General features: G+C 64.4%; 22 protein-coding genes. 11 read left to right on the top strand and 11 right to left on the bottom strand.

The window, feature by feature from the left end:
• Positions 1 to 33: 33 nt before the first annotated feature.
• The 8 genes from lgt (at position 34) to E3T48_RS06275 (ending at position 5,962) form a co-directional block, all read left to right on the top strand.
• A complete protein-coding gene (gene lgt / locus E3T48_RS06310; RefSeq protein ID WP_134522974.1) occupies positions 34 to 975 on the top strand; it encodes a prolipoprotein diacylglyceryl transferase in 942 nt (313 codons plus the stop codon).
• Between the two features lie 21 nt (positions 976 to 996).
• The gene (locus tag E3T48_RS06305; RefSeq protein ID WP_134522972.1) at positions 997 to 1,740 is read left to right on the top strand and encodes a cytochrome c biogenesis CcdA family protein; all 744 of its coding nucleotides are present in this window, start codon (positions 997 to 999) and stop codon (positions 1,738 to 1,740) included.
• A gap of 160 nt (positions 1,741 to 1,900) precedes the next feature.
• Positions 1,901 to 2,896, top strand: a complete 996-nt coding sequence (locus tag E3T48_RS06300) for a cytochrome c biogenesis CcdA family protein (RefSeq protein WP_134522971.1) — start codon at positions 1,901 to 1,903, stop codon at positions 2,894 to 2,896.
• Positions 2,896 to 3,555 carry a peroxiredoxin family protein gene (locus E3T48_RS06295; protein ID WP_134522969.1) on the top strand — a complete coding sequence of 220 codons (660 nt, stop codon included), beginning with the start codon at positions 2,896 to 2,898 and terminating at the stop codon, positions 3,553 to 3,555. Before E3T48_RS06300 ends, E3T48_RS06295 begins: the two co-directional genes overlap by 1 nt.
• Complete coding sequence (locus E3T48_RS06290) at positions 3,552 to 3,860, top strand: glutaredoxin family protein (RefSeq protein WP_134522967.1); 309 nt, start codon at positions 3,552 to 3,554, stop codon at positions 3,858 to 3,860. The genes E3T48_RS06295 and E3T48_RS06290 overlap by 4 nt, the downstream gene beginning before the upstream one ends.
• Positions 3,861 to 3,874: 14 nt before the next feature.
• On the top strand, positions 3,875 to 4,513 hold the full coding sequence (locus tag E3T48_RS06285) for a DUF3105 domain-containing protein (RefSeq protein WP_134522965.1): 639 nt from the start codon (positions 3,875 to 3,877) through the stop codon (positions 4,511 to 4,513).
• Between the two features lie 103 nt (positions 4,514 to 4,616).
• Entirely contained in the window at positions 4,617 to 4,997 is a 381-nt protein-coding gene (locus E3T48_RS06280; RefSeq protein ID WP_134522964.1) for a BlaI/MecI/CopY family transcriptional regulator, read from the top strand.
• A gap of 224 nt (positions 4,998 to 5,221) precedes the next feature.
• A complete protein-coding gene (locus E3T48_RS06275) occupies positions 5,222 to 5,962 on the top strand; it encodes a M56 family metallopeptidase (RefSeq protein WP_198417631.1) in 741 nt (246 codons plus the stop codon).
• 86 nt (positions 5,963 to 6,048) lie between these two features.
• On the opposite strand, the gene E3T48_RS06270 is transcribed toward E3T48_RS06275, so the two are convergent.
• The 7 genes from E3T48_RS06270 to E3T48_RS06240 all read right to left on the bottom strand — a co-directional run bounded on the left by E3T48_RS06270 (position 6,049) and on the right by E3T48_RS06240 (position 12,986).
• A complete protein-coding gene (locus E3T48_RS06270; RefSeq protein ID WP_134522962.1) occupies positions 6,049 to 7,176 on the bottom strand; it encodes a sensor histidine kinase in 1,128 nt (375 codons plus the stop codon).
• A complete protein-coding gene (locus tag E3T48_RS06265) occupies positions 7,173 to 7,865 on the bottom strand; it encodes a response regulator (RefSeq protein ID WP_134522961.1) in 693 nt (230 codons plus the stop codon). Before E3T48_RS06265 ends, E3T48_RS06270 begins: the two co-directional genes overlap by 4 nt.
• Before the next feature lie 110 nt (positions 7,866 to 7,975).
• Positions 7,976 to 8,245, bottom strand: a complete 270-nt coding sequence (locus E3T48_RS06260; protein ID WP_134522960.1) for an SHOCT domain-containing protein — start codon at positions 8,243 to 8,245, stop codon at positions 7,976 to 7,978.
• Positions 8,246 to 8,378: 133 nt separating this feature from the next.
• Positions 8,379 to 8,978: a hypothetical protein gene (locus tag E3T48_RS16680; protein WP_166789653.1), complete on the bottom strand. Its 600-nt coding sequence runs from the start codon at positions 8,976 to 8,978 to the stop codon at positions 8,379 to 8,381.
• A 397-nt stretch (positions 8,979 to 9,375) separates the two neighbouring features.
• A complete protein-coding gene (locus E3T48_RS06250) occupies positions 9,376 to 11,319 on the bottom strand; it encodes a heavy metal translocating P-type ATPase (protein ID WP_134522958.1) in 1,944 nt (647 codons plus the stop codon).
• Positions 11,316 to 11,702 (bottom strand): ArsR/SmtB family transcription factor, encoded by a 387-nt coding sequence (locus E3T48_RS06245; RefSeq protein ID WP_134522957.1) that lies wholly within the window; start codon positions 11,700 to 11,702, stop codon positions 11,316 to 11,318. Before E3T48_RS06245 ends, E3T48_RS06250 begins: the two co-directional genes overlap by 4 nt.
• 525 nt (positions 11,703 to 12,227) lie before the next feature.
• A complete protein-coding gene (locus E3T48_RS06240; protein WP_241986685.1) occupies positions 12,228 to 12,986 on the bottom strand; it encodes a hypothetical protein in 759 nt (252 codons plus the stop codon).
• Here E3T48_RS06240 and E3T48_RS17200 point away from each other — a divergent pair.
• Positions 12,973 to 13,206: a hypothetical protein gene (locus tag E3T48_RS17200; protein WP_241986684.1), complete on the top strand. Its 234-nt coding sequence runs from the start codon at positions 12,973 to 12,975 to the stop codon at positions 13,204 to 13,206. The two genes, E3T48_RS06240 and E3T48_RS17200, sit on opposite strands and share 14 nt — an antisense overlap.
• A gap of 280 nt (positions 13,207 to 13,486) precedes the next feature.
• Here the strand turns inward: E3T48_RS17200 and E3T48_RS06235 are convergent, their stop codons facing one another.
• From E3T48_RS06235 to E3T48_RS06225, 3 genes are all read right to left on the bottom strand, one after another.
• The gene (locus tag E3T48_RS06235; protein WP_134522955.1) at positions 13,487 to 14,110 is read right to left on the bottom strand and encodes a LysE family transporter; all 624 of its coding nucleotides are present in this window, start codon (positions 14,108 to 14,110) and stop codon (positions 13,487 to 13,489) included.
• Between the two features lie 228 nt (positions 14,111 to 14,338).
• Entirely contained in the window at positions 14,339 to 14,884 is a 546-nt protein-coding gene (locus E3T48_RS06230; RefSeq protein WP_134522954.1) for a DUF6036 family nucleotidyltransferase, read from the bottom strand.
• A complete protein-coding gene (locus tag E3T48_RS06225) occupies positions 14,884 to 15,486 on the bottom strand; it encodes a helix-turn-helix domain-containing protein (protein WP_134522953.1) in 603 nt (200 codons plus the stop codon). The genes E3T48_RS06230 and E3T48_RS06225 overlap by 1 nt, the downstream gene beginning before the upstream one ends.
• A 191-nt stretch (positions 15,487 to 15,677) precedes the next feature.
• Here E3T48_RS06225 and E3T48_RS06220 point away from each other — a divergent pair, with 191 nt between their 5' ends.
• On the top strand, positions 15,678 to 16,247 hold the full coding sequence (locus E3T48_RS06220) for a PadR family transcriptional regulator (protein WP_134522952.1): 570 nt from the start codon (positions 15,678 to 15,680) through the stop codon (positions 16,245 to 16,247).
• 37 nt (positions 16,248 to 16,284) lie between these two features.
• Positions 16,285 to 17,985 (top strand): ABC1 kinase family protein, encoded by a 1,701-nt coding sequence (locus E3T48_RS06215; protein ID WP_134522951.1) that lies wholly within the window; start codon positions 16,285 to 16,287, stop codon positions 17,983 to 17,985.
• A gap of 12 nt (positions 17,986 to 17,997) precedes the next feature.
• Here E3T48_RS06215 and E3T48_RS06210 read toward each other — a convergent pair whose 3' ends face one another.
• Positions 17,998 to 18,177 carry a hypothetical protein gene (locus tag E3T48_RS06210; protein ID WP_134522950.1) on the bottom strand — a complete coding sequence of 60 codons (180 nt, stop codon included), beginning with the start codon at positions 18,175 to 18,177 and terminating at the stop codon, positions 17,998 to 18,000.
• Between the last annotated feature and the right edge of the window lie 60 nt (positions 18,178 to 18,237).

Below are 18,237 nucleotides of genomic sequence, written 5' to 3'. Positions count from 1 at the left end.
CCCGCGCCAGACCCAGGAAAGCACGCTCCGCCCATGACCATTCTCACCAGCATCCCCAGCCCCGACATCAGCTCCTTCCAGGTCGGGCCGTTCCAGATTCACTTCTATGCCCTGTTCATCCTCACCGGCATCGTGGTCGCCGTGATCCTGACCTCCCGGCGACTCACCCGCCGCGGCGGAGAGCCCGGGATCGTCCTCGACATCACGCTGTGGGCCGTCCCGCTCGGCATCATCGGCGGACGGCTTTATCACGTGGTCACGCATCCAACCGACTACTTCTTTCCCGGAGCGGACCTGTGGAAGACGCTCTACGTATGGGAGGGCGGGCTGGCGATCTTCGGCGCCATCCTCTTCGGCGGCCTCGGAGCGTACCTTGCCTGCCGTCGAGCAGGATTGCGATTCCTATCCTTCGCCGACGCCCTCGCCCCCGGCATGCTTCTCGCGCAGTCGTTCGGGCGCCTCGGCAATTACTTCAATCAAGAACTCTTCGGCACCCCCACCACGCTCCCGTGGGGCCTGCAGATCAACCCGTCCCAGCCGGCGTTCCCGACCGGATTGCCTGCGGAGACGCTCTTTCACCCCCTATTCCTTTACGAGATTCTGTGGAACCTGGTCGGCGTCATCATCGTCCTGCTCGCCGAACGTCAGTACAACCTCCGCTGGGGCAAGACCCTCGGCCTGTACCTGATCATCTACGGGGTGGGCCGCACCTGGTTCGAATCCTTCAGGCTCGACCCGACGGAGTTTGAACTTCTCGGCTTCAAGATCAACATGATCACAGCGGCGGCAGTCGCACTCGTCGGCCTCATCCTGATCATCGTCCAATCCCGCCGCCACACCGTATCGGAACCAAGCCCGTACCTGCCCGGCCGGCAACGGAGCTCGCTTCACCGACCGGTCACGGGACTTCCGCCGACTTCCGCATCCACGAACGCAGCCGACGCTCCGACCAGCGACGCCACCGGACACAGGTGAGCGCGGCGACGAGGAGCAGCCATGGGTGAAGACTTCGCCCAAATCGTCCTCAGCGGGCAGGTGCTGGTCGCAATCCCCATAGCCGTGCTGGCTGGCCTCGTATCCTTCGCGTCCCCCTGCGTGCTGCCCTTGGTCCCCGGATACCTGGCCTACGTCGGCGGCATGGCCGGTCAAGGCGGCGCCCATACCCGGCGGCGCCTCCTGACCGGCGTCGGCCTGTTCGTCCTGGGCTTCTCGGTCGTGTTCATCTCGTATGGCGCCGCTTTCGGAGCGGCAGGATACTGGCTGGTGCGCTGGCAAGATCCGATCACTCGCGCTCTCGGAATTGTCGTGATCATTATGGGACTTGCGTTCATCGGCGCCTTCTCCCCGTTCCAACGCACGGTGAAACCCCGTTTCGCGCCGGCCACCGGGTTGGCTGGTGCGCCACTTCTCGGTCTGGTCTTCGGCGTGGGCTGGACGCCCTGCCTTGGGCCGACCCTGACGGCCATTTCACTGCTCAGCCTCGGCACGGGATCCCCGTGGCGCGGAGCCCTGTTGGGCCTGTTCTACTGCTTGGGACTCGGTATCCCGTTTGTGTTGGTCGCCCTTGGCTTCAACTGGATGGCCAGCGCGATTGCCTGGTTGAAACGCCACATTCGCGCGGTCAACAGGGTTGGCGGCTCCTTGCTGATCCTGATCGGGGTACTCATGGCCAGCGGGGTGTGGACGTTGTGGATCTATAGCATGCAAGCACTGATCGGCGGGTTTGTGCTCCCGATCTAACCGGTCTCACCGTCAGGTTCCGCGCTCATCCGTCCCATTCCGGTGACGTTCGAATTCGAGGCGGACAACCCCCGGGCAGAGGAAACCCTCAGCTTAATTGAAATACTATGAATGGTAGTAGTTCGGGGTTGGCCCGGCACGTGTTGATTGGAGCTGGGTCATGGGGCAGGTTTTGCTTTCAACAGCGATCTTGGCGGCGTTTCTCGGTGGCGTTGTGGCCTTGATGGCGCCCTGTTGCGCCTCAGTCATGTTGCCGGCCTTTTTTGCTTCCAGTTTCCGTAGCCGGACTCAGATCCTGGCGATGACACTCGTGTTCGCAGCCGGTGTCGGCACGATCATTCTCCCCATCGCCTTGGGCGCTGCGGTCCTCAGCCGCGTTTTGTTCCAGTATCACTTCGGGATTTTCAGTGTTGTCGGCCTCGCGATGGTGGGCCTTGGCATCGCCACACTCGTGGGCTGGAAGATGATGCTGCCCATGCCGTCTGGCCGAGGCGGGGGAAGCGGTATCGGCTCTGTGTACGGTCTCGGAGTGTTCTCTGGTGCCGCCAGCGCGTGCTGCGCACCGGTTCTGGCCGGCGTGGCGGCGCTCTCCGGCGCCGCCTCATCCGTCCCGGCCGCAGTTGCGGTGGGCGTGGCATACGTATTCGGGATGGTGGCTCCGTTATGTGTTTTGGCGCTGGTCTGGGATCGGAAAAACTGGGGGGCCAGCCGCCTGCTCTCGTCCACGACCGTCCCGATCGGGCCCGGAGCCCGGTGGCGGTTGCCATTGGGCACACTGCTCTCGGGTGGGCTGATGATCGCCATGGGCGTGATCACCGTCGTCCTGGCCGTGCAGGGACCCGGAATGTCGCCGGATGGTTGGCAGGTTGGGCTAGCGGCTGCACTGGGACACTGGGCCGCCGTCATTCAACAGTTCCTATCCTTCGTGCCCGGGTGGATTTCGACCCTTGCCGTGTTCGCCGCCCTGGGCGTTCTGGTCTGGAAGGCCGTGGGCAGCCGAAGGCGCTCAGGCTCGCAAACATCAGACGCCGCCGAGACAGAGTCCTGCGCCTCCTGCACCACGGAACACACAAAGCTCGAGACTTCACCTGAAGCACTCGCGTCGACCAGATCAACCAAGGAGTCCAGTACCATGCAGGCAGAGGAGTCAGAGTAATGGCGTCAGCGAATAAGCAGCGCCCGCAGCCACGCGCCAAACGCACCCTGGTGCGGCGGGCGGTGATCGTAATCGGCGTCGTGGCGGTGGCAGCGACTTTCCTCGTCTCTTTACTCACTCAGACCACGAATCCCACGGCGAACGAAGCCGCAGCCCCCGTCAGCTACGCGGTCGGAGCACCTGGCCCGGGTATCGAGGCGCCCGCCTTCTCTCTGCCTTCCACGGCCGGCGGAACCGTTAATCTGAGTGACTACCGCGGCAAATCGGTTCTACTCTTCTTTCATGAAGGCATCGGATGCCAGCCGTGCTGGGACCAAATCCGCGACTTGGAGTCCGCCCAGGCTCAGTTCGAGTCCGCCGGTATTGATCAGCTCCTCACCATCACCAGCGGACCGGTGGACTTGATCGCCCAGAAGATGGCCGACGACAATCTGACCGCGGTCGCCTTGGCCGACACCCGGCTGGATGTCTCCCTGACCTATCAGACCAACAAGTACGGCATGATGGGCGATTCTCGCAACGGACACAGCTTCATCCTGGTGGGGCCCACGGGGGAAATTCAGTGGCGGGCCGACTACGGTGGGCCGCCGAACTACACGATGTATGTGCCCATTGACCAGATCCTCGCGCAGATGAAAACAGCCCGGGCCGACTCATGATGAGAATCACCATCCTGACCCAGGCCTCCTGCCCGTCCTGTGAACAAGCCAAGCTGGTGCTCTCCCGCCTGTCCCGGGACCATTCCTTTGAGGTTCAGGAGATCGGGCTGGGTACCGACGAGGGGCGGGGCCTCGCGGTACGATACGGCATAGCCTTTGCCCCAGGAGTCCTGATTGACGGGGTCATGTTCAGCTACGGGCGCCTTTCGGAGAAAAAGCTGCTGCGCCACCTGTCGCGAAGCCCCGGGGCCGCAGAACCAAGCCATTCCAGCCTGACCGCTCACCACAACAACAGACAGAACTAGAAAGCAGCGTCCGAATGGGAACCTCGAGCAAACAAAACAGGGCAGACCGGCAGGCGATCGTTGCGGCCGCCCGAGCAGAAATGAAAAAGGGCGAGCGGCGTCGGAGCCTCTGGATCTACGGCACCAGCGCCGTCGTCGCTATTGCCCTCGTGGCAACAGTCACCACCGTGTTCATCGTTAGCCAACAAAGCAAGGATGCAGTCAGCGCAGCGGCAGACAAGCCCATCAGCGGCGTGAAGAGCTTCGACGGGCTAAGCCGAGACCACGTGGCCAACGAGGTTTCGTTTCCCGCGCTTCCCCCTGTCGGCGGAGATCATGCAGCCGATTTGACAAACTGTGGAGTTTATACGCAGCCAGTAGACACCTGGCGGGCCGTGCACTCGCTCGAGCATGGCGCGGTCTGGATCACCTACCGATCCGATCTGCCGCAAGACCAGATTGATGCCCTGACCACGGCTGCGGCGGCCAACCCGTACGAGCTATTGAGCCCGTATCCCGACCTTCCCGCCCCAGTGATCGCAAGCGCCTGGGGGAAACAACTGCAACTGGACGGTGCGGATGACCCCCGCCTGCCGGTGTTCCTGCAGGCCTATCTGCAGGGCCCGCAGACGCCCGAACCCGGCGCACCCTGCTCCGGCGGCGTCCAAGGCTGATCGGCACAGTGCCCGCGGGAAGCGCATCGGGGACCGTGCAGTACTATGAAAGATAGTTGACTGGGGGATTTCGGTTCAACCGGAGCGCAGAAGGGAGCCATCCATGGTTCGACCACTCGGCACGCTGGAGCAGCTGGTGATGGACCGCATCTGGTCCTGGGCGCGCCCGGTCGCCGTCCGCGAGGTGTTGGAAGACCTACAGCGCGAACGCACACTCGCCTACACAACGGTGATGACAGTGATGGACAATCTACGCCGCAAAGGCATGCTGACCAGGGAGAAGGATGGCCGGGCCTACCTCTACGGAGCGGCTCAGACTCGTGAGCAACACACCGCTGCGTTCATGGGCGAGGTACTTGCCGGAGGCGCGGACACGGCGGTGACGCTTTTGCACTTCCTCGAACACATACCGCCCGAGGAAGTCGCCAGCCTTCGCCTTGCGCTGGACGACCACCTTCAGGGTCGCAAAAGCACAGCGCCATGACGGCGCCAGCTGTTTTGACGGTCTTTGCCGTGGCCCTGGCCTTACTGGGACCAGCCCTGCTAAGCCGGACCTCCTGGCTCGAGCGGTCCCCGCGAATCGGAATCGCTGCGTGGCAGGCGCTCAGCGTCTCCCTTGTTTCCGCGGTGGTGCTCGCCGGCCTGAGTCTGGCTGTCCCCGCGATTCCCTGGACCACTGACCTCGCCGAGTTTATCCGGACCTGTGCCATGACCATCGTTGCGCAATACTCCACTCCCGGCGGCGCCATCGTCAGCGCCACCGGGGCCGCCGCCGCGCTGGCCATACTCGCCCGCGTCGTCTATTGCGTCGTCTCGGATAGAACGCTCGCGGCCCGCACCAGGAAGGCCCAACTGGACGCCCTGGCCCTGATTGCGCGACCCCACCTCCGCTACGATGCGCTCGTCGTCGAGCACCCTGCCGCCGCCGCATACTGTTTACCCGGCCGCGCCCGCCAGGTCGTTCTAACCAGTGCGGCCCTGTCCGCCCTGGATCATAGTCAGCTCCTCGCGGTCCTGGCCCACGAGCGGGCGCACCTGCGAGGACGCCACGACCTGATCCTCGCGGCGGCCGATGCCCTCCAGCACGCGTTCCCCCGGGTCGCAGCCTTCCGTATCGCCCGAACGGAGCTGGGCCGGCTCGTTGAGATGCTGGCCGATGACAACGCCGTCCGTCACAGCGACCGGACCACGGTAGCAACCGCACTGGTGCGCCTGGCCGAGCATGGAGTGACTCCCGTGGCGGCCCTTGGCGCAGGCGGAGAGTCAGCCCTCAACCGAGTCAGACGGCTCATTTCACCGGTTCGGCCCCTTGGCACCGGAAGGACCGCTGTGGCAGCGCTGGCCATGGGTGTACTAGTGGCTTTGCCATTGTTCTTCGCAATCGCACCGGCATCCGCGGCCGGCGCAATGGCCCCCTGCCCGGCAGGCGAACAGTCCCTGGCGATGTAGTCCGCGGACGAACGTCCTGGCGCAAACATGCCAAGAGCACGACTGCCGCCGCATCCGAAAATAGAGGGGGGATTGACGTTTCAGTTTCAGCCAGATATTTCGACCGATCGCAGGGGCACCACGAGCGCGAAGCTGGCTCCCAGCCCTTTCCCGGCCGACGCCGCCGTCACATCCCCACCGTGCGCACGCGCTATTTCTCGTGCGATCGTCAGACCGATCCCCGATCCGGCGGAGCGGCGGGCCTGGCTCGGTACACGGTAGAACCGCTCAAAGACACGCTCTGTGTCGTCCTCGACCAGGCCCACTCCGGTGTCGGTCACAACGACTTCACCGCGGCCACCCGCGTCACCCGCGTCACGCGCGGTGATCGTGACGGTGCCACCGGTGGGAGTGGCATGCAGGGCGTTCCCGAGCAAGTTGGTCAGGACTTGGGTGATCCGGTCAGGATCCACATGCACGGGGAGCGCCGTGTCGGCGTCAATGTTCAGCGCGACGTCCGAATCCTCAAATTGAGGTGAGAGGCGCGCAGCCGCGCGTCGAGCAAGGTCAGCCAGGTCCGTGTTGACTGGATGCAGGTCAAGTCTCTGTTCCTGCGCGCGCGAGAGGCTGGAGAGGTCATTCGAGAGCCGGTGCAGGCGGCGCAGTTCCTCACTGAGGGAGCCGAACGTGTCGGGGCCGGCGGTGAACACACCGTCAATCAGCCCCTCGACGTATCCGTCCAGGACGGTCAGCGGGGTTCGCATCTCATGCGCGACCTCCCCGAGCAGCCGTGTGCGCCGGGACTCCGTGTCGGCCAGGGCCTGGGCGAGCGTGTTAACGTCGGTGGCCAGCGCTGCCAGTTCCGGCTCGGAGGGGACGGGGACCCTACCTCCGTACTTTCCCGCAGCTATCTGTTTCGTTGCGGCGCGCACCGCATTGAGGGGGCGCAGCAGGCGACCGGTGACTGCCGCTGCCACGAAACCGGCGGCGACGACACTGGCCAGAACCCCGACGATGAGCGAGGTAGTGAGCGCGGACAGGAACGCCGAGCGCACGCTTGTCGCGTCCATATTTCCCATGGACATGCCGGTTCCGTCACTGTTCATCATCATCCCCAACCGGTCTTCGAACAGGCGTGGGGCGAGCAGCGAGATCGTCAGGTAGGCGACGCCGCCGCCGACCACGGCAACCGCGGCGTAGGAGATGAACAGCCGCAGCGATAGGCGCATCTTCATCTGGGCCGGCCCACGAATTTGTAGCCCACACCGCGAACGGTGGCGATCAGGTGTGGATCGCTGGCGTCGTCACCGAGCCGCGCGCGCAAACTGCGAATGTGGACATCGACGACGCGCTCGTCGCCATAGAAATCGTAGCCCCAGACTTTTTCAAGCAGTTGTGCCCGTGAAAACACTCGCCCGGGCGCGGCGGCGAGTGCGGCGAGAAGGTCAAACTCCAGGCTGGAAAGCGCGATCGAGGCCCCATTCGCCTCGACCTCGCGGTGAGCAGGATTGACGGACAAGCCGTCGAACCGGAGCAGGGCGTCTGCGTCGGCACGGTCGCCCCGATTGTCCCGGCGCAGCATTGCCTTCACTCGAGCCGTGACCTCACGCGGGCTGAACGGCTTGGTCACATAGTCGTCCGCACCCACACCGAGTCCGACTAGTTTGTCGACCTCCTCCGCCCTCGCCGTGACGAGGATCACGTACGCGTCGCTGAAGCTGCGCAACTGCCGCAGGACTTCGAGTCCGTCCATCCCCGGAAGCATTACGTCCAGGAGCACGAGCGCCGGAGGATCGTCGCGGAGTGCCGCAAGCGCCTCAGCGCCGTCCGCGGCCTCCGCGACCCCGTAACCTTCCGCCTCCAGGTAGCCGCGCAGGACCGTCCGGATCTGCGGCTCGTCGTCAACGACCAGGACCTTCTGCATGGCTCACCCCTTTCCTCTGATTATGCTCGCAACGACAGCCCGGCGGCGCCGGGACCGCCGGGCGGCACCGACGCTGCGCCGGGCTCAAGGAATTCGTTGAGGGAGAACTCTCACCGGGCCTTTTCTTCAAGTAGTTTCAACCGTTCCCGGTATTCCGTGGTGTCCAATTCGCCCTTCGCGAAGCGATCATCAAGGATCTGTCGTGCTTGACTCCGCTCGCCTCTCGCTGGGGCGATCGAAGCGTCCCCGCGTTGACCTGCGCGATCCTTTCCGTCAGCAAATGCTCGCACGGCCCAGATGACCAGCAAGATGATTGCGACGAGCATGAGTAGCCCGACCGGCCACCCCCACGACATGTTGTATCCGTTTCCCCACATCATTTCTTCTGCTCCTTCGATTTTATTCGTTGTTGATTGTGAATCGTGCCCGGGTACCGGGCTGCCTGTTTAGGAGACGCCTCCCTGGCAGCCGCGGCGTCGGGCATGAACGTTTTCTTACCCACGATGTACTCCGTCAACGCGTGGTCGTTTCCATTCCCGATCCCATTCCCGATCCCATTCCCGATCCCATTCCCGATCCCATTCCCGATCCCATTCCTGAGTTCCCTTCTGAGCCCATCCCCATTCCCTCACCTGGGGTATGGGTCGCGTTCACCATCGTGTCGATACGGCTCTTCATCTCTTCCACGGCAGCCACCTTTTGATCAGACGTCAGGGTGCTGGTCGTGTCGAGATTGGTCTTGAGCGCTGCGACCATGGCGTCCTCAAGCCCAGAAACTGATTTGCCCTGGGCCTTGGCGACGTCCGCGAGCGACTTGCCTGACTGCAGCTGGTCCCGCAACTCGGTCTGGCTCAGGCCGAGGTAACTCGCGATCACGGTCATGGGCGAATTCTGGCCGAACGCCATACCGGCCATGTGGCCGAACTGGCGGTCGCCCACGATAGACGAGGTCGTCGATGCCGGCTGTGGAATCGTCCCATCGCCGGTCGCTGCCTGGGCGGCGACAACGCCGCCAGAGACAAGCGCTCCGGCAAGTCCGAGTCCCACCAGCCCATAGGTTACTTTCGTCCGATTGAATTTCATCTTTTCCAGCCCCTTTTCACGTTCAGCCACCTGGTTGGTGTCTACACACCAGCATGCGGACGGCGCATGAAGCTTCGGCCCCCGGGCATATGAAGCTTTGATGAAACGCGCCGGCCAGGCTACAACCGATAACAGCCGCCATGTGGTTCGCGATAGGCGACCGTGAAGTGTCGGTGCTCGTTGAAAGGTAGCCCGTTCGGCGCTCGACTTGTCGGCGTAGTGCGGTGAGCGAACCAGTTGTGTCGCTCGCGAGCCGAGCGATCTCATCCGTCGGGTGAACGGGGCGTAGAAAACGGAAACTTGACCTGTGCCCGTCGAGCCGGTCGATGAAGTTACCGGCGGCTCCGCCGAGGGTCAGGGCCGCAATGATCAGGCCTGTGACCGCGATGAATTTTCGTGCGGCCCCGGCGGGCGGTGGCTTCGGTGCTCACGCTGCTGGTTCCAGGGCCGGGGCGGGATGGGCGGCATTCAGTGCGGTTGTGCGGCTGATCCGGCCTGCCCGGACGCCGTTGGCGATCACGACGATTTCGGCTAGTTCGTGGATCAGGACCACGGCGGCCAGGCCGAGGATGCCGAATAGGGCCAGGGGAATCAACACGGCGATCAGGAGCAGGGACAGGCCCACGTTCTGGAGCATGATGCGCCGGGTCCTCCGGGCGTGGTCGAGCACCTGGGGCAGGTGGTTCAGGTCCTCGCCCATCAAGGCGATGTCGGCGGTTTCGATGGCGACGTCGGTGCCCATGGCGCCCATGGCGATGCCGGTGTCGGCGGTCGCGAGGGCCGGGGCGTCGTTGACGCCGTCGCCGACCATGGCGGTGGGCTGGCGGGCCTTGAGGGTGCGGATGATCTCCGCCTTGTCCTCCGGTCGGAGGTCGGCGTGGACTTCGGTGATGCCCGCGGCCTGTCCCAGGGCGGTGGCGGTGATCAGGTTGTCGCCGGTGAGCATGGCCGTGGTGTATCCGGACGCGTTCAGCCGGGCGATGACCTCGCGGGCTTCGGGGCGCAGTTCGTCACGGACTGCGATGGCGCCGATGACCTGCCCATTGTCCTCGATGAGGACAGCGGTGGCGCCGGCCCGTTGCATCCGCTCGAGGTCCGCGGCCAGCGGTCCGGCGTCGATCCAGCCCGGACGGCCGAGCCGGACATGCCGGCCCTCCAGGCCTGCGCCGGGGACGGTGTCCACGTCGGTGACGGGCGCCCGGTCCGGGGTCGCGGCGAGGATGGCGCGGGCGAGCGGGTGTTCGCTGCGGGATTCCAGGCCGGCCGCGAGGGCGAGGACATGGTTCCTGGTAGCGGATCCGGTGGCGGCGACCTCGATCACGGCGGGGTTGTTGCGGGTGAGGGTTCCGGTCTTGTCCAGCGCGATGGTGCGGATCTTGCCGAGGGTTTCCAGGGCGCCCCCGCCCTTGATGAGCACGCCGATGCGGCTGGCGGCGCCGACGGAGGCGACAACGGTGACCGGGACGGAGATGGCCAAGGCGCAGGGCGAGGCGGCGACCAGGACGACGAGGGCGCGTTCGAACCACAGCAGTGGTTCGCCGACGATGAAGCCGAAGACGATGATCAGGGCGGCGGCGATCAGGATGCCCGGAACGAGCCTGCTGGCGATTGAGTCCGCCAAGCGCTGGCCCGGGCCCTTGCGGGACTGCTCGGCCTCCACGATGTGCACGATCCTGGCCAGCGAGTTGTTCTCAGCGGTGCTGGTGACCTCGACTTCGAGCGGGCCGGTGCCGTTGATGGACCCGGCATAGACCTCGGTTCCCGGTCCGGCCTCGACCGGGACGGATTCCCCGGTGAGCGCCGAGGTATCCAGGGACGTGCGGCCGGTGACGATCCTGCCGTCGGTGGCCAGACGTTCCCCGGGCCGGACGACCATGCGGTCCCCGGGGGCGAGTTCTGAAGGGGCGACGGTGACCTCGACGCCGTCGCGCAGGACGCTCGCCTCAGCCGGGACCAGGTCCAGCAGTGCGCGCAGGCCCCGGCGGGTCTTCGCCAGGGAGTATTCCTCAAGTCCTTCGGAGATCGCGTAGAGGAAGGCCAGGATGGCTGCTTCCTGGAACTGCCCGAGCGCGACCGCGCCGGCGGCGGCGATCGTCATCAGCGTGCCGACCCCGATTTTGCCCTTGAGCAGGCGTCGGAGGGTGGACGGAACGAACGTCCAGGCGGCAACCAACAGCGCCGCGATCTCCAGGGGCAGGGTCAGTAATCGGGGGCCGCCGGCCAGCGCGGCGATCCACGCAGCGAGGAGCAGAGCCCCGGCCACCGCAGCTGCCCGGATTTCGGTCACCTGCCAAAACCCGACGGCCTCCTCCGCTTCTTCGGCTTCCCCGGTCCCGGTTTTCTCGTCACTGCAGCCGCAAGCATCACTCATCGTGCGTTCTCCATTGTCAGCGGGGCGCCGGCACTGCCCGAGCCGTAGTTGGGGCACAGGCTGACCGCGTTGCCGGTGGCGGCGAGCAGGACCTCGGCCTGGGCGAGCATGTCCATCAGTTCTGGACGGGACAGTGAGTAGTACACGCTGCGGCCCTGCGCGCGGCCTTCCACCAGGCCGCACTCACGCAGGCAGGCCACGTGCGCCGATACCGTGGACTGGGCCAACCCCAGCTCGCCGGAGAGGTCGCTGACCCGCACCTCGCCACCGGCCATACGCTTCACAATGCTCAACCGGGTCAGGTCGCTGAGGGAATGGAACAGCGCCGCCGCAGGATCGAGTTGCTCGCAGGCATCGGCCGGAACCGCAGATATAATCGTCATATAGCGATAATAGCGCGAGAGGATGCTGTTATCGTTCGATAGCCGTAACGTCGGAATGCTGGTGCTCTCGTACCTCAACGTGCCGGTGAAGCGCTACAAGAGCGCGACCGTGCGAAGCGCATTCGGCAAGACCAAGCCATCAGAGACGAATGATGCCGACAGAAGGGCCCGCACTCACACGAGATTGCGTGCAAGCGGGCCTGGCTGAAGCCTGGTCGACTTGTTGGAGGGGCGTTTCTGGGGCATGAATCGGGCCGGTAGACCGTCGTATGGCCCGACCGCACATGGGGTTTTCACTTCCGCTGCGAGGCCGGCCACATCCACGTGAGAGGCCACGGTCGAGTTTGAGATCATCGGGTGACGTCCGTGACCGATGTCCCTGTGGCGTGGGTCCGCGGCGGAGGCGCAGATGGGCGTGTGTGGTCGGGCCGCGCACGGGCGTGCGAGAGAGCAGACGAGGCGACCACGTGCGGAGGGCTGTCACTCCGCCGCCCGTGGCTCGCTTCGTCGTGTTTCACAGCTCCGTTAGTGGCAGTACACGTCCACGAAGTAGGTCGCATTACCGGAACTGTGGTTCCTCACTGCAACCGGGACGGTCACCGTGCCGCCGGTCGGGAGGCTGGTTTTGCCCGTGGGGCTCACCACCCGATCGATGACGCAGTTCGCCTGATTGCTCACCTGAATCAGATGGGTGCCCTGTTCGGCCGCCTCAACGTGTGCCTCGTGGAACGCCAGGACAGCGGGGTTGTACTCGGAGTACTTCAGGTTCGTTGCCCCGTTGGTGTCGGTCCAGCTGGCCAGCAGCCCGTCGAGAGGCTGGGCGTAGCCGTCCTTCCAGAAGCGGGTGTCGATTTCAACGACCCTGGTGTCCCTCACCTTGAAGTTGTCCGTCTTGCTGAAGCGCGGCACGAAGCAGTTCTTGTTTCCCGGAGTGGTGCAGTCCAGGAGCGATGTGGGGCTGACCCACACCTTGTAAACGCCGCCGTTGTTCGGAGTGTCGGCATACGGGAACAGTTGCACCGTTGCGCCGCCGTCTTCGCCATCCGAGCCGGTTGCGTGCGCGCAGGCGCCGGAAGCCAGGACATCCTGGATCACGCCGCTGGCGTCGACTGTGAACTGCCGACAATTCACGGGGTCGCTGGACAGCAACGTCCTGCCGGACGGGTCTGTTACCTGGAAGGAGTATGTGTCGGCAGGAAGCCCCGCGGCACCGTCGGGGGCGTTGATGCCAGGACCGCCGTTGAGATAGACGGCTTCCTTGGTGGGGTAGATGTTCAGGTTCACCGGCACCCCCGAACTGTCGGTCGTGAAGATAGCCCCGGAAAGGGGCGCGGCAGCGGCCGACAACGCCGGCATCGTTAGCAGCGAAATGGCGGCGACGGCCGTCAAGAGGGACAGCTTTCTCAACATGTCTGGCTCCGATCGGGTTCGGGCCGAGTTCATCTCTTGTCAAGACGGCAAAGACACGATGTCGGCTCTCAACGTGAGCGTAGAACCGGTCTGATGGGTGCGATAGGCCGAACAACGCGGAATTTGAGATCTGAGTGCCGTTGGCATTGGGCGCACGAGGCGGCGGAATCTGCAACGGGAGACAAAATGCGGACGTCGCCAGCGATGGGCATCACGTCGAATCGAGACCGGGAAGAGTCCCACTTTAATTCTCCCGGGGAAGAGGAGCGGGGCGGGTAGCGGCCTGATACCTATGATGGCTGCGACGATCAAGCTCACCAGCCCCGGAAAACCGCACGCCCGCGCCCCAAGCCCGTGCCGAGGGCCCTGAGCTCTCAGTGGATGACCGCGAGCAGTACGCCGACGCCCACGAAGAGCACGCCGAAGACGCGGTTCAACGCGCGCTGACCCTGAGCGTCGCGGGTGAATCGCTGGAATGAACGCGCTGTTGCGGCGAAGAAGAGCCACATCACCAGAACGTCGATGACGACGACGGTGGCGGCGACGATCAGGTACTGGGCCGGCATCGGTCGGTCGACCCGGATGAACTGGGGCAGGAACGCCAGGAAGAACACAATCGCCTTGGGGTTCAGGATGTTCACCCACAGCCCGCGTTGGAACATCGACCAGCGGGGCTCATCGCTCAGCGCACTGGCGCGCTCTGCATCCAGCTCCGGCTTGGCGAGATACTGCCGGATGCCCAGGTAGACGAGGTAGGCGGCACCCGCGTAGCGAATGATGTTGAAGGCGATCGGAGAACTGGCTACGAGCAGACCGACACCGAGTGCCACGATCACGATGTGGATGAGCAGCGCGGCCTGCTGGCCGAGAATTCCCCAGATAGAGCGGCGAAAGCCCGAGTTGAGAGCGTTGCTCATGGTGTTGATCGCCCCCGCGCCTGGCGTGAAACTGATCAAGGTGCCCGCGCCGACGAGGGCCAACCACAGAGAGAACTGCATTGCGCCATTCTAGTTTCGTTCCGTTTGCGGCTCATTCTTGCCGTGTGGGCGCGGCAGTCACCGTCGTCCGGGCCAACTCAGTCTCCCGTCCATCGCGTGTGGGATTCAGCCTGCGACGAGGACCTGGCCAGTTGTCGCACGCGCCGTTGGGCGGTACCGGCAGACCTGAACCCCACCGTCGAGTTGCTCGCGCCTGCTGCAGGGCCCAGAAGTCAAGCGGCGGCTGATTCACCCCCAGGCGAGCCTGAGCATCTCCTTCGCCAGGAGAACGACACTCTTGCGAGGATCAGTGAGTGTCATGCCGTCGTCCCCGAAAATTGCGAAGGTGAGGTCCGCAATCTGCTCCGGGTCCCTGAGCTCGAGGTGGCGAATGAGGATGACGATGTCGCCATGATCTTTCAGACGGCCGGCGGCCATCTTCATGGCTAGGAGGTACCTCGGCGACGCCAGCCGAACCGACATGCCATTGAACGTGATCTCTTTGGCCTGGGTGTCCTCGGAAGGATCGCTCATGAAGGAAAATGCGCGAGTGTTGAGCCAGTCGGAACGAAGGCCCCGCTCCGCAGCCATCTTGGAGGCCTCCTCCGCGACGACTTCATGCGGACGGAACATGCCGTCGATCTCGTCAGTGCCGCGCCTCGAGCCAAGACCGATAGCCATGGCGGTGCCGCCGATGATGTAGGCCTCGACCTTCTCACCGCGCTCAGCCATTCGGTCCCCAAGCTCGGTGAGCAGCGCTCGGAGCTCGTCGGCATCGAAGAGATGCTTGTCCATCAACGGGTGGTGAAATCACGTTCGCGGATCAGGATTCTGTGCTCGAGGAACTCAGGCTCGGCCTGCTGTCGAATGAAGTCGGCGTATTCCGTGCTCGGAGTGGTGTCTACCCCGGGCATCCAGTCGATGCGCAGTGGCGGCCTCTTTGTCCAGCCAGGTGCTTTGATCCCGCGCCGCTTGGAATCCCATCGAATCGCGGTGGCCAATAGCGTGTCCCAGTTACTGTCCTCGATGGGGCCAGGCTTTCGAAGGAAGTCTGCAATCTCGGATGAGGTCTTTGCCTGCCGAAAGTGGTCGATGGCCTGCGTGGTGAGTCTGAGAGCTGCGTCACTGTCGCCAGCTTTGAGTTCCGTGTTGATGGCTTCAGCAGCCGTCCGGGCGCTCATCAGATGTCTCGACTTCATCGTGATCGGCTTCGATGCCATCTCAAGGTCTTCGCCGATTGCCTGCAGCGCACGCCTTAAAGTGGCGATCTTGATGGTGCCAACGCGCTCAGACTTCTCTAGATGTGAAATTGCTCCGGGAGTGATCTGGAGGCGCTCTGCCAGTTCGTAGATGGTGATGCGGTGGCGTTCCCGCGCCTCACGGATCATGCTCGTCATCCTGGCCTCCCTGTATAGCTACGAGTATACAAGTGCTTGCGTCGATTCTCACTTTGACGGGCGAAGACAGGTGTTCATGCAAACTCACAAGATGGAATGAATTATGGAATCCGGTCTCGCCATCAAGTCGCTTGACGATATATCGTTAAGTATCGTCGAGCCTCGGTGGCTGTGGCGCTGAGGAGGACATCATGAGTAATTCATTTATGGGCGATGGGTTCGGGGGGCGCCGGGGTGGCGGCGGTGAGGGCTGGCCAGGTTCCGTGGTGTGGGACGCGATGGAACAGCTCCGCGGACAGTTCGACCGCAAGGTCGGCACGAGGATGGGACGCGGCGACGTGCGTGCGGCGGTGCTTGCGTTGCTCGCCGAGAAGCCGATGCACGGCTACCAGATCATCCATGAGATTGAGGAACGCAGCGGTGGCGCGTGGAAGCCGAGTCCCGGCTCGGTGTATCCAACACTTCAACTGCTTGCGGACGAAGGCATCATCGGTGCGGAGGAGTCCAACGGTCGCAAGACCTACTCGCTCACGGACGAGGGGCGACGGGTAGCGGACGCCGCGGCAGATCAGGCTGCGCCGTGGGAGGCGCAGAGTGTTCGGGACAGCGGGCGGGCGACCGCGCTACCCAAGGCCGGCATCGACCTGGCTCAGGCGGCCGCACAGGTCGGGCGCTCGGGCAATCCGGAGCAGGTGAAGCAGGCTGTTGCCGTACTGGATGAGGCGCGCCGTAAGCTCTATTCCATCCTCGCCCAGGACTGACCGAGTGCCCACAGCACGTCGGCATCAAGGAGATCAGATGACCGACGTCGGGAACATGCGCGCCCGCTCCCGCAGGATCCTGTTGTTCGCCGCCCGGTATCTGGTGCAGACGTGGTGGTACGAGCTGATTCTCCCTCGGGTCGGTCTCGCGCGGGTCGCAGCACGAAGCAGGTCGGCGCGCCTGCAGCGCATTGCGCAGCGCTTCCACGTGCTCGCGGTCGACCTGGGTGGCCTCATGATCAAGGTCGGCCAGTTCATGTCGTCACGCCTCGACGTGCTGCCGCCGGAAATCACGAAGGAGCTTGAGGGTCTGCAGGACGAGGTTCCGCCGGTGCCGTTCCCGGCCATCCGAACCCTCGCCGAAGCCGAGCTGGGTGTCACGCTCGAGCGTGCGTTCTCGTTCATCGATCCAACGCCTCTGGCGGCGGCATCCCTCGGTCAGGCCCACCGCGCTCGGCTATCCGAAGCGGATGCCGCCGAGACAGGCCTGCTCGATGTCGTCGTCAAGATTCAGCGGCCGGGCATCAGCACGATAGTCGATGTCGACCTCAGCGCTCTCCGCCGTGTCGCCCGCTGGCTCAGCCACGTTCGTCTGGTCTCGGATCGCGTCGACGTGCCCGCCCTCGTCGAGGAGTTCGCGTTCACGAGTCTCGAGGAGATCGACTACCTGCACGAGGCGGCGAGCGCCGAGCGGTTCGCTGAGGTCTTCGCAGACGATGCCCGGGTCAGCGTTCCCGAATTGGTGTGGGAGCGTACAACGCGGCGGGTGTTGACCCTGCAAGATGTGACCGCAATCAAGATCAACGATGTCGACGGGCTGAGGGCAGCGGGTATCGACCCGTCCGAAGTCGCCACTGAGTTCGCGGCCGTCATGTTCGACCAGCTCTTCCTCCATGGCTATTTCCACGCCGACCCGCACCCCGGCAATATCTTCGTCACGCCGCTCGGCGACGCCGGTGTGCCCGGAGGGGACGGACGCCGGGACTGGAAGCTCACCTTCATCGACTTCGGGATGATGGGCGACGTGCCCGATGCCCTGCGTCGGGGTCTTCGGAAGCTGCTCATCGCCGCCGCGTCTCGCGACGGCAAGGGGATGGTGGACGGCATCCGCGAGGTGGGTGTGCTCCTGCCGTCCGCAGACACCGCAGAACTCGAGCGGGCGATGACGAAGCTGTTCGCCCGTTTCGGCGGGATGGGTTTCGCCGAGTTGCAGGACGTCGACCCGCGCGAGTTCCGAGCCTTCGCCGTCGAGTTCGGTGACGTGGTGCGGTCGCTGCCGTTTCAGCTTCCGGAGAACTTTCTTCTCATCGTCCGCGCGATGTCGCTGACCTCGGGAATGTGCAGTTCGCTCGACCCCGCCTTCAACATCTGGAATTCCGTCGAGCCGTATTCCGCCGGGCTGATCCGAGCCGAGGGCGGGAACCTGGTGCAGGCGGCCGCCAAGCAAGCGATGTCGGTTGCGGGCATCATCGCGCGGTTGCCCAGGCGGCTCGACAACCTCACAACGCGGATCGAAGAGGGCGCGGTCTCGGTGCAGACCCCTCGGCTCGATCGCCGACTGGGCAGCCTCGAGCGAACAGGACGGCAGATCATCTCGGCAATCCTCTTCGCCGCCCTGCTGATCGGAGGCATCCTGCAACGCGGCGAGGATGTCGTCATCGGCACGGTGCTCATGGCCGGCTCGGCGCTCCCGCTGCTCCACGCCCTCTTCGCCGGGATATTGGCGCGGCGCTCATGATGAAGATCGGGATCATTCGGTGGGCCGCGGCAGGTTGCGGGCCTTGCGCATTCTTTCGGCCTTACGTTCCGAGAAGTAGCCGGCCCAGCTGGCGATCAGCGGCACCTGGACCAGGACGAACCACCACCAGGTTTCGCCCAGGATCTCCCATTGGTCCAGCCTCCGCCGGGGACGGTACGTCGCCCGTGGCATCCATTCCAACGAAGCGGGGTTGCCGCGCAGGGTGTGGTCAGGTGATCAGTATTCACCTTC

This window comes from Cryobacterium fucosi, from assembly GCF_004403515.1.
GTDB classification, from domain to species: Bacteria; Actinomycetota; Actinomycetes; order Actinomycetales; family Microbacteriaceae; genus Cryobacterium; species Cryobacterium fucosi.
This window is presented reverse-complemented; position numbering and strand designations above follow the sequence as displayed.

What these genes read in the sequence shown, in the direction of transcription:
- lgt (WP_134522974.1), top strand. Translation starts at nt 34, where the DNA reads ATGACCATTCTCACCAGCATCCCCAGCCCCGACATCAGCTCCTTCCAG.
- E3T48_RS06305 (WP_134522972.1), top strand. Translation starts at nt 997, where the DNA reads ATGGGTGAAGACTTCGCCCAAATCGTCCTCAGCGGGCAGGTGCTGGTC.
- E3T48_RS06300 (WP_134522971.1), top strand. Translation starts at nt 1,901, where the DNA reads ATGGGGCAGGTTTTGCTTTCAACAGCGATCTTGGCGGCGTTTCTCGGT.
- E3T48_RS06295 (WP_134522969.1), top strand. Translation starts at nt 2,896, where the DNA reads ATGGCGTCAGCGAATAAGCAGCGCCCGCAGCCACGCGCCAAACGCACC.
- E3T48_RS06290 (WP_134522967.1), top strand. Translation starts at nt 3,552, where the DNA reads ATGATGAGAATCACCATCCTGACCCAGGCCTCCTGCCCGTCCTGTGAA.
- E3T48_RS06285 (WP_134522965.1), top strand. Translation starts at nt 3,875, where the DNA reads ATGGGAACCTCGAGCAAACAAAACAGGGCAGACCGGCAGGCGATCGTT.
- E3T48_RS06280 (WP_134522964.1), top strand. Translation starts at nt 4,617, where the DNA reads ATGGTTCGACCACTCGGCACGCTGGAGCAGCTGGTGATGGACCGCATC.
- E3T48_RS06275 (WP_198417631.1), top strand. Translation starts at nt 5,222, where the DNA reads ATGACCATCGTTGCGCAATACTCCACTCCCGGCGGCGCCATCGTCAGC.
- E3T48_RS06270 (WP_134522962.1), bottom strand. Translation starts at nt 7,176, where the DNA reads ATGAAGATGCGCCTATCGCTGCGGCTGTTCATCTCCTACGCCGCGGTT.
- E3T48_RS06265 (WP_134522961.1), bottom strand. Translation starts at nt 7,865, where the DNA reads ATGCAGAAGGTCCTGGTCGTTGACGACGAGCCGCAGATCCGGACGGTC.
- E3T48_RS06260 (WP_134522960.1), bottom strand. Translation starts at nt 8,245, where the DNA reads ATGATGTGGGGAAACGGATACAACATGTCGTGGGGGTGGCCGGTCGGG.
- E3T48_RS06250 (WP_134522958.1), bottom strand. Translation starts at nt 11,319, where the DNA reads ATGAGTGATGCTTGCGGCTGCAGTGACGAGAAAACCGGGACCGGGGAA.
- E3T48_RS06245 (WP_134522957.1), bottom strand. Translation starts at nt 11,702, where the DNA reads ATGACGATTATATCTGCGGTTCCGGCCGATGCCTGCGAGCAACTCGAT.
- E3T48_RS17200 (WP_241986684.1), top strand. Translation starts at nt 12,973, where the DNA reads ATGTTCAGGTTCACCGGCACCCCCGAACTGTCGGTCGTGAAGATAGCC.
- E3T48_RS06235 (WP_134522955.1), bottom strand. Translation starts at nt 14,110, where the DNA reads ATGCAGTTCTCTCTGTGGTTGGCCCTCGTCGGCGCGGGCACCTTGATC.
- E3T48_RS06230 (WP_134522954.1), bottom strand. Translation starts at nt 14,884, where the DNA reads ATGGACAAGCATCTCTTCGATGCCGACGAGCTCCGAGCGCTGCTCACC.
- E3T48_RS06225 (WP_134522953.1), bottom strand. Translation starts at nt 15,486, where the DNA reads ATGACGAGCATGATCCGTGAGGCGCGGGAACGCCACCGCATCACCATC.
- E3T48_RS06220 (WP_134522952.1), top strand. Translation starts at nt 15,678, where the DNA reads ATGAGTAATTCATTTATGGGCGATGGGTTCGGGGGGCGCCGGGGTGGC.
- E3T48_RS06215 (WP_134522951.1), top strand. Translation starts at nt 16,285, where the DNA reads ATGACCGACGTCGGGAACATGCGCGCCCGCTCCCGCAGGATCCTGTTG.
- E3T48_RS06210 (WP_134522950.1), bottom strand. Translation starts at nt 18,177, where the DNA reads ATGCCACGGGCGACGTACCGTCCCCGGCGGAGGCTGGACCAATGGGAG.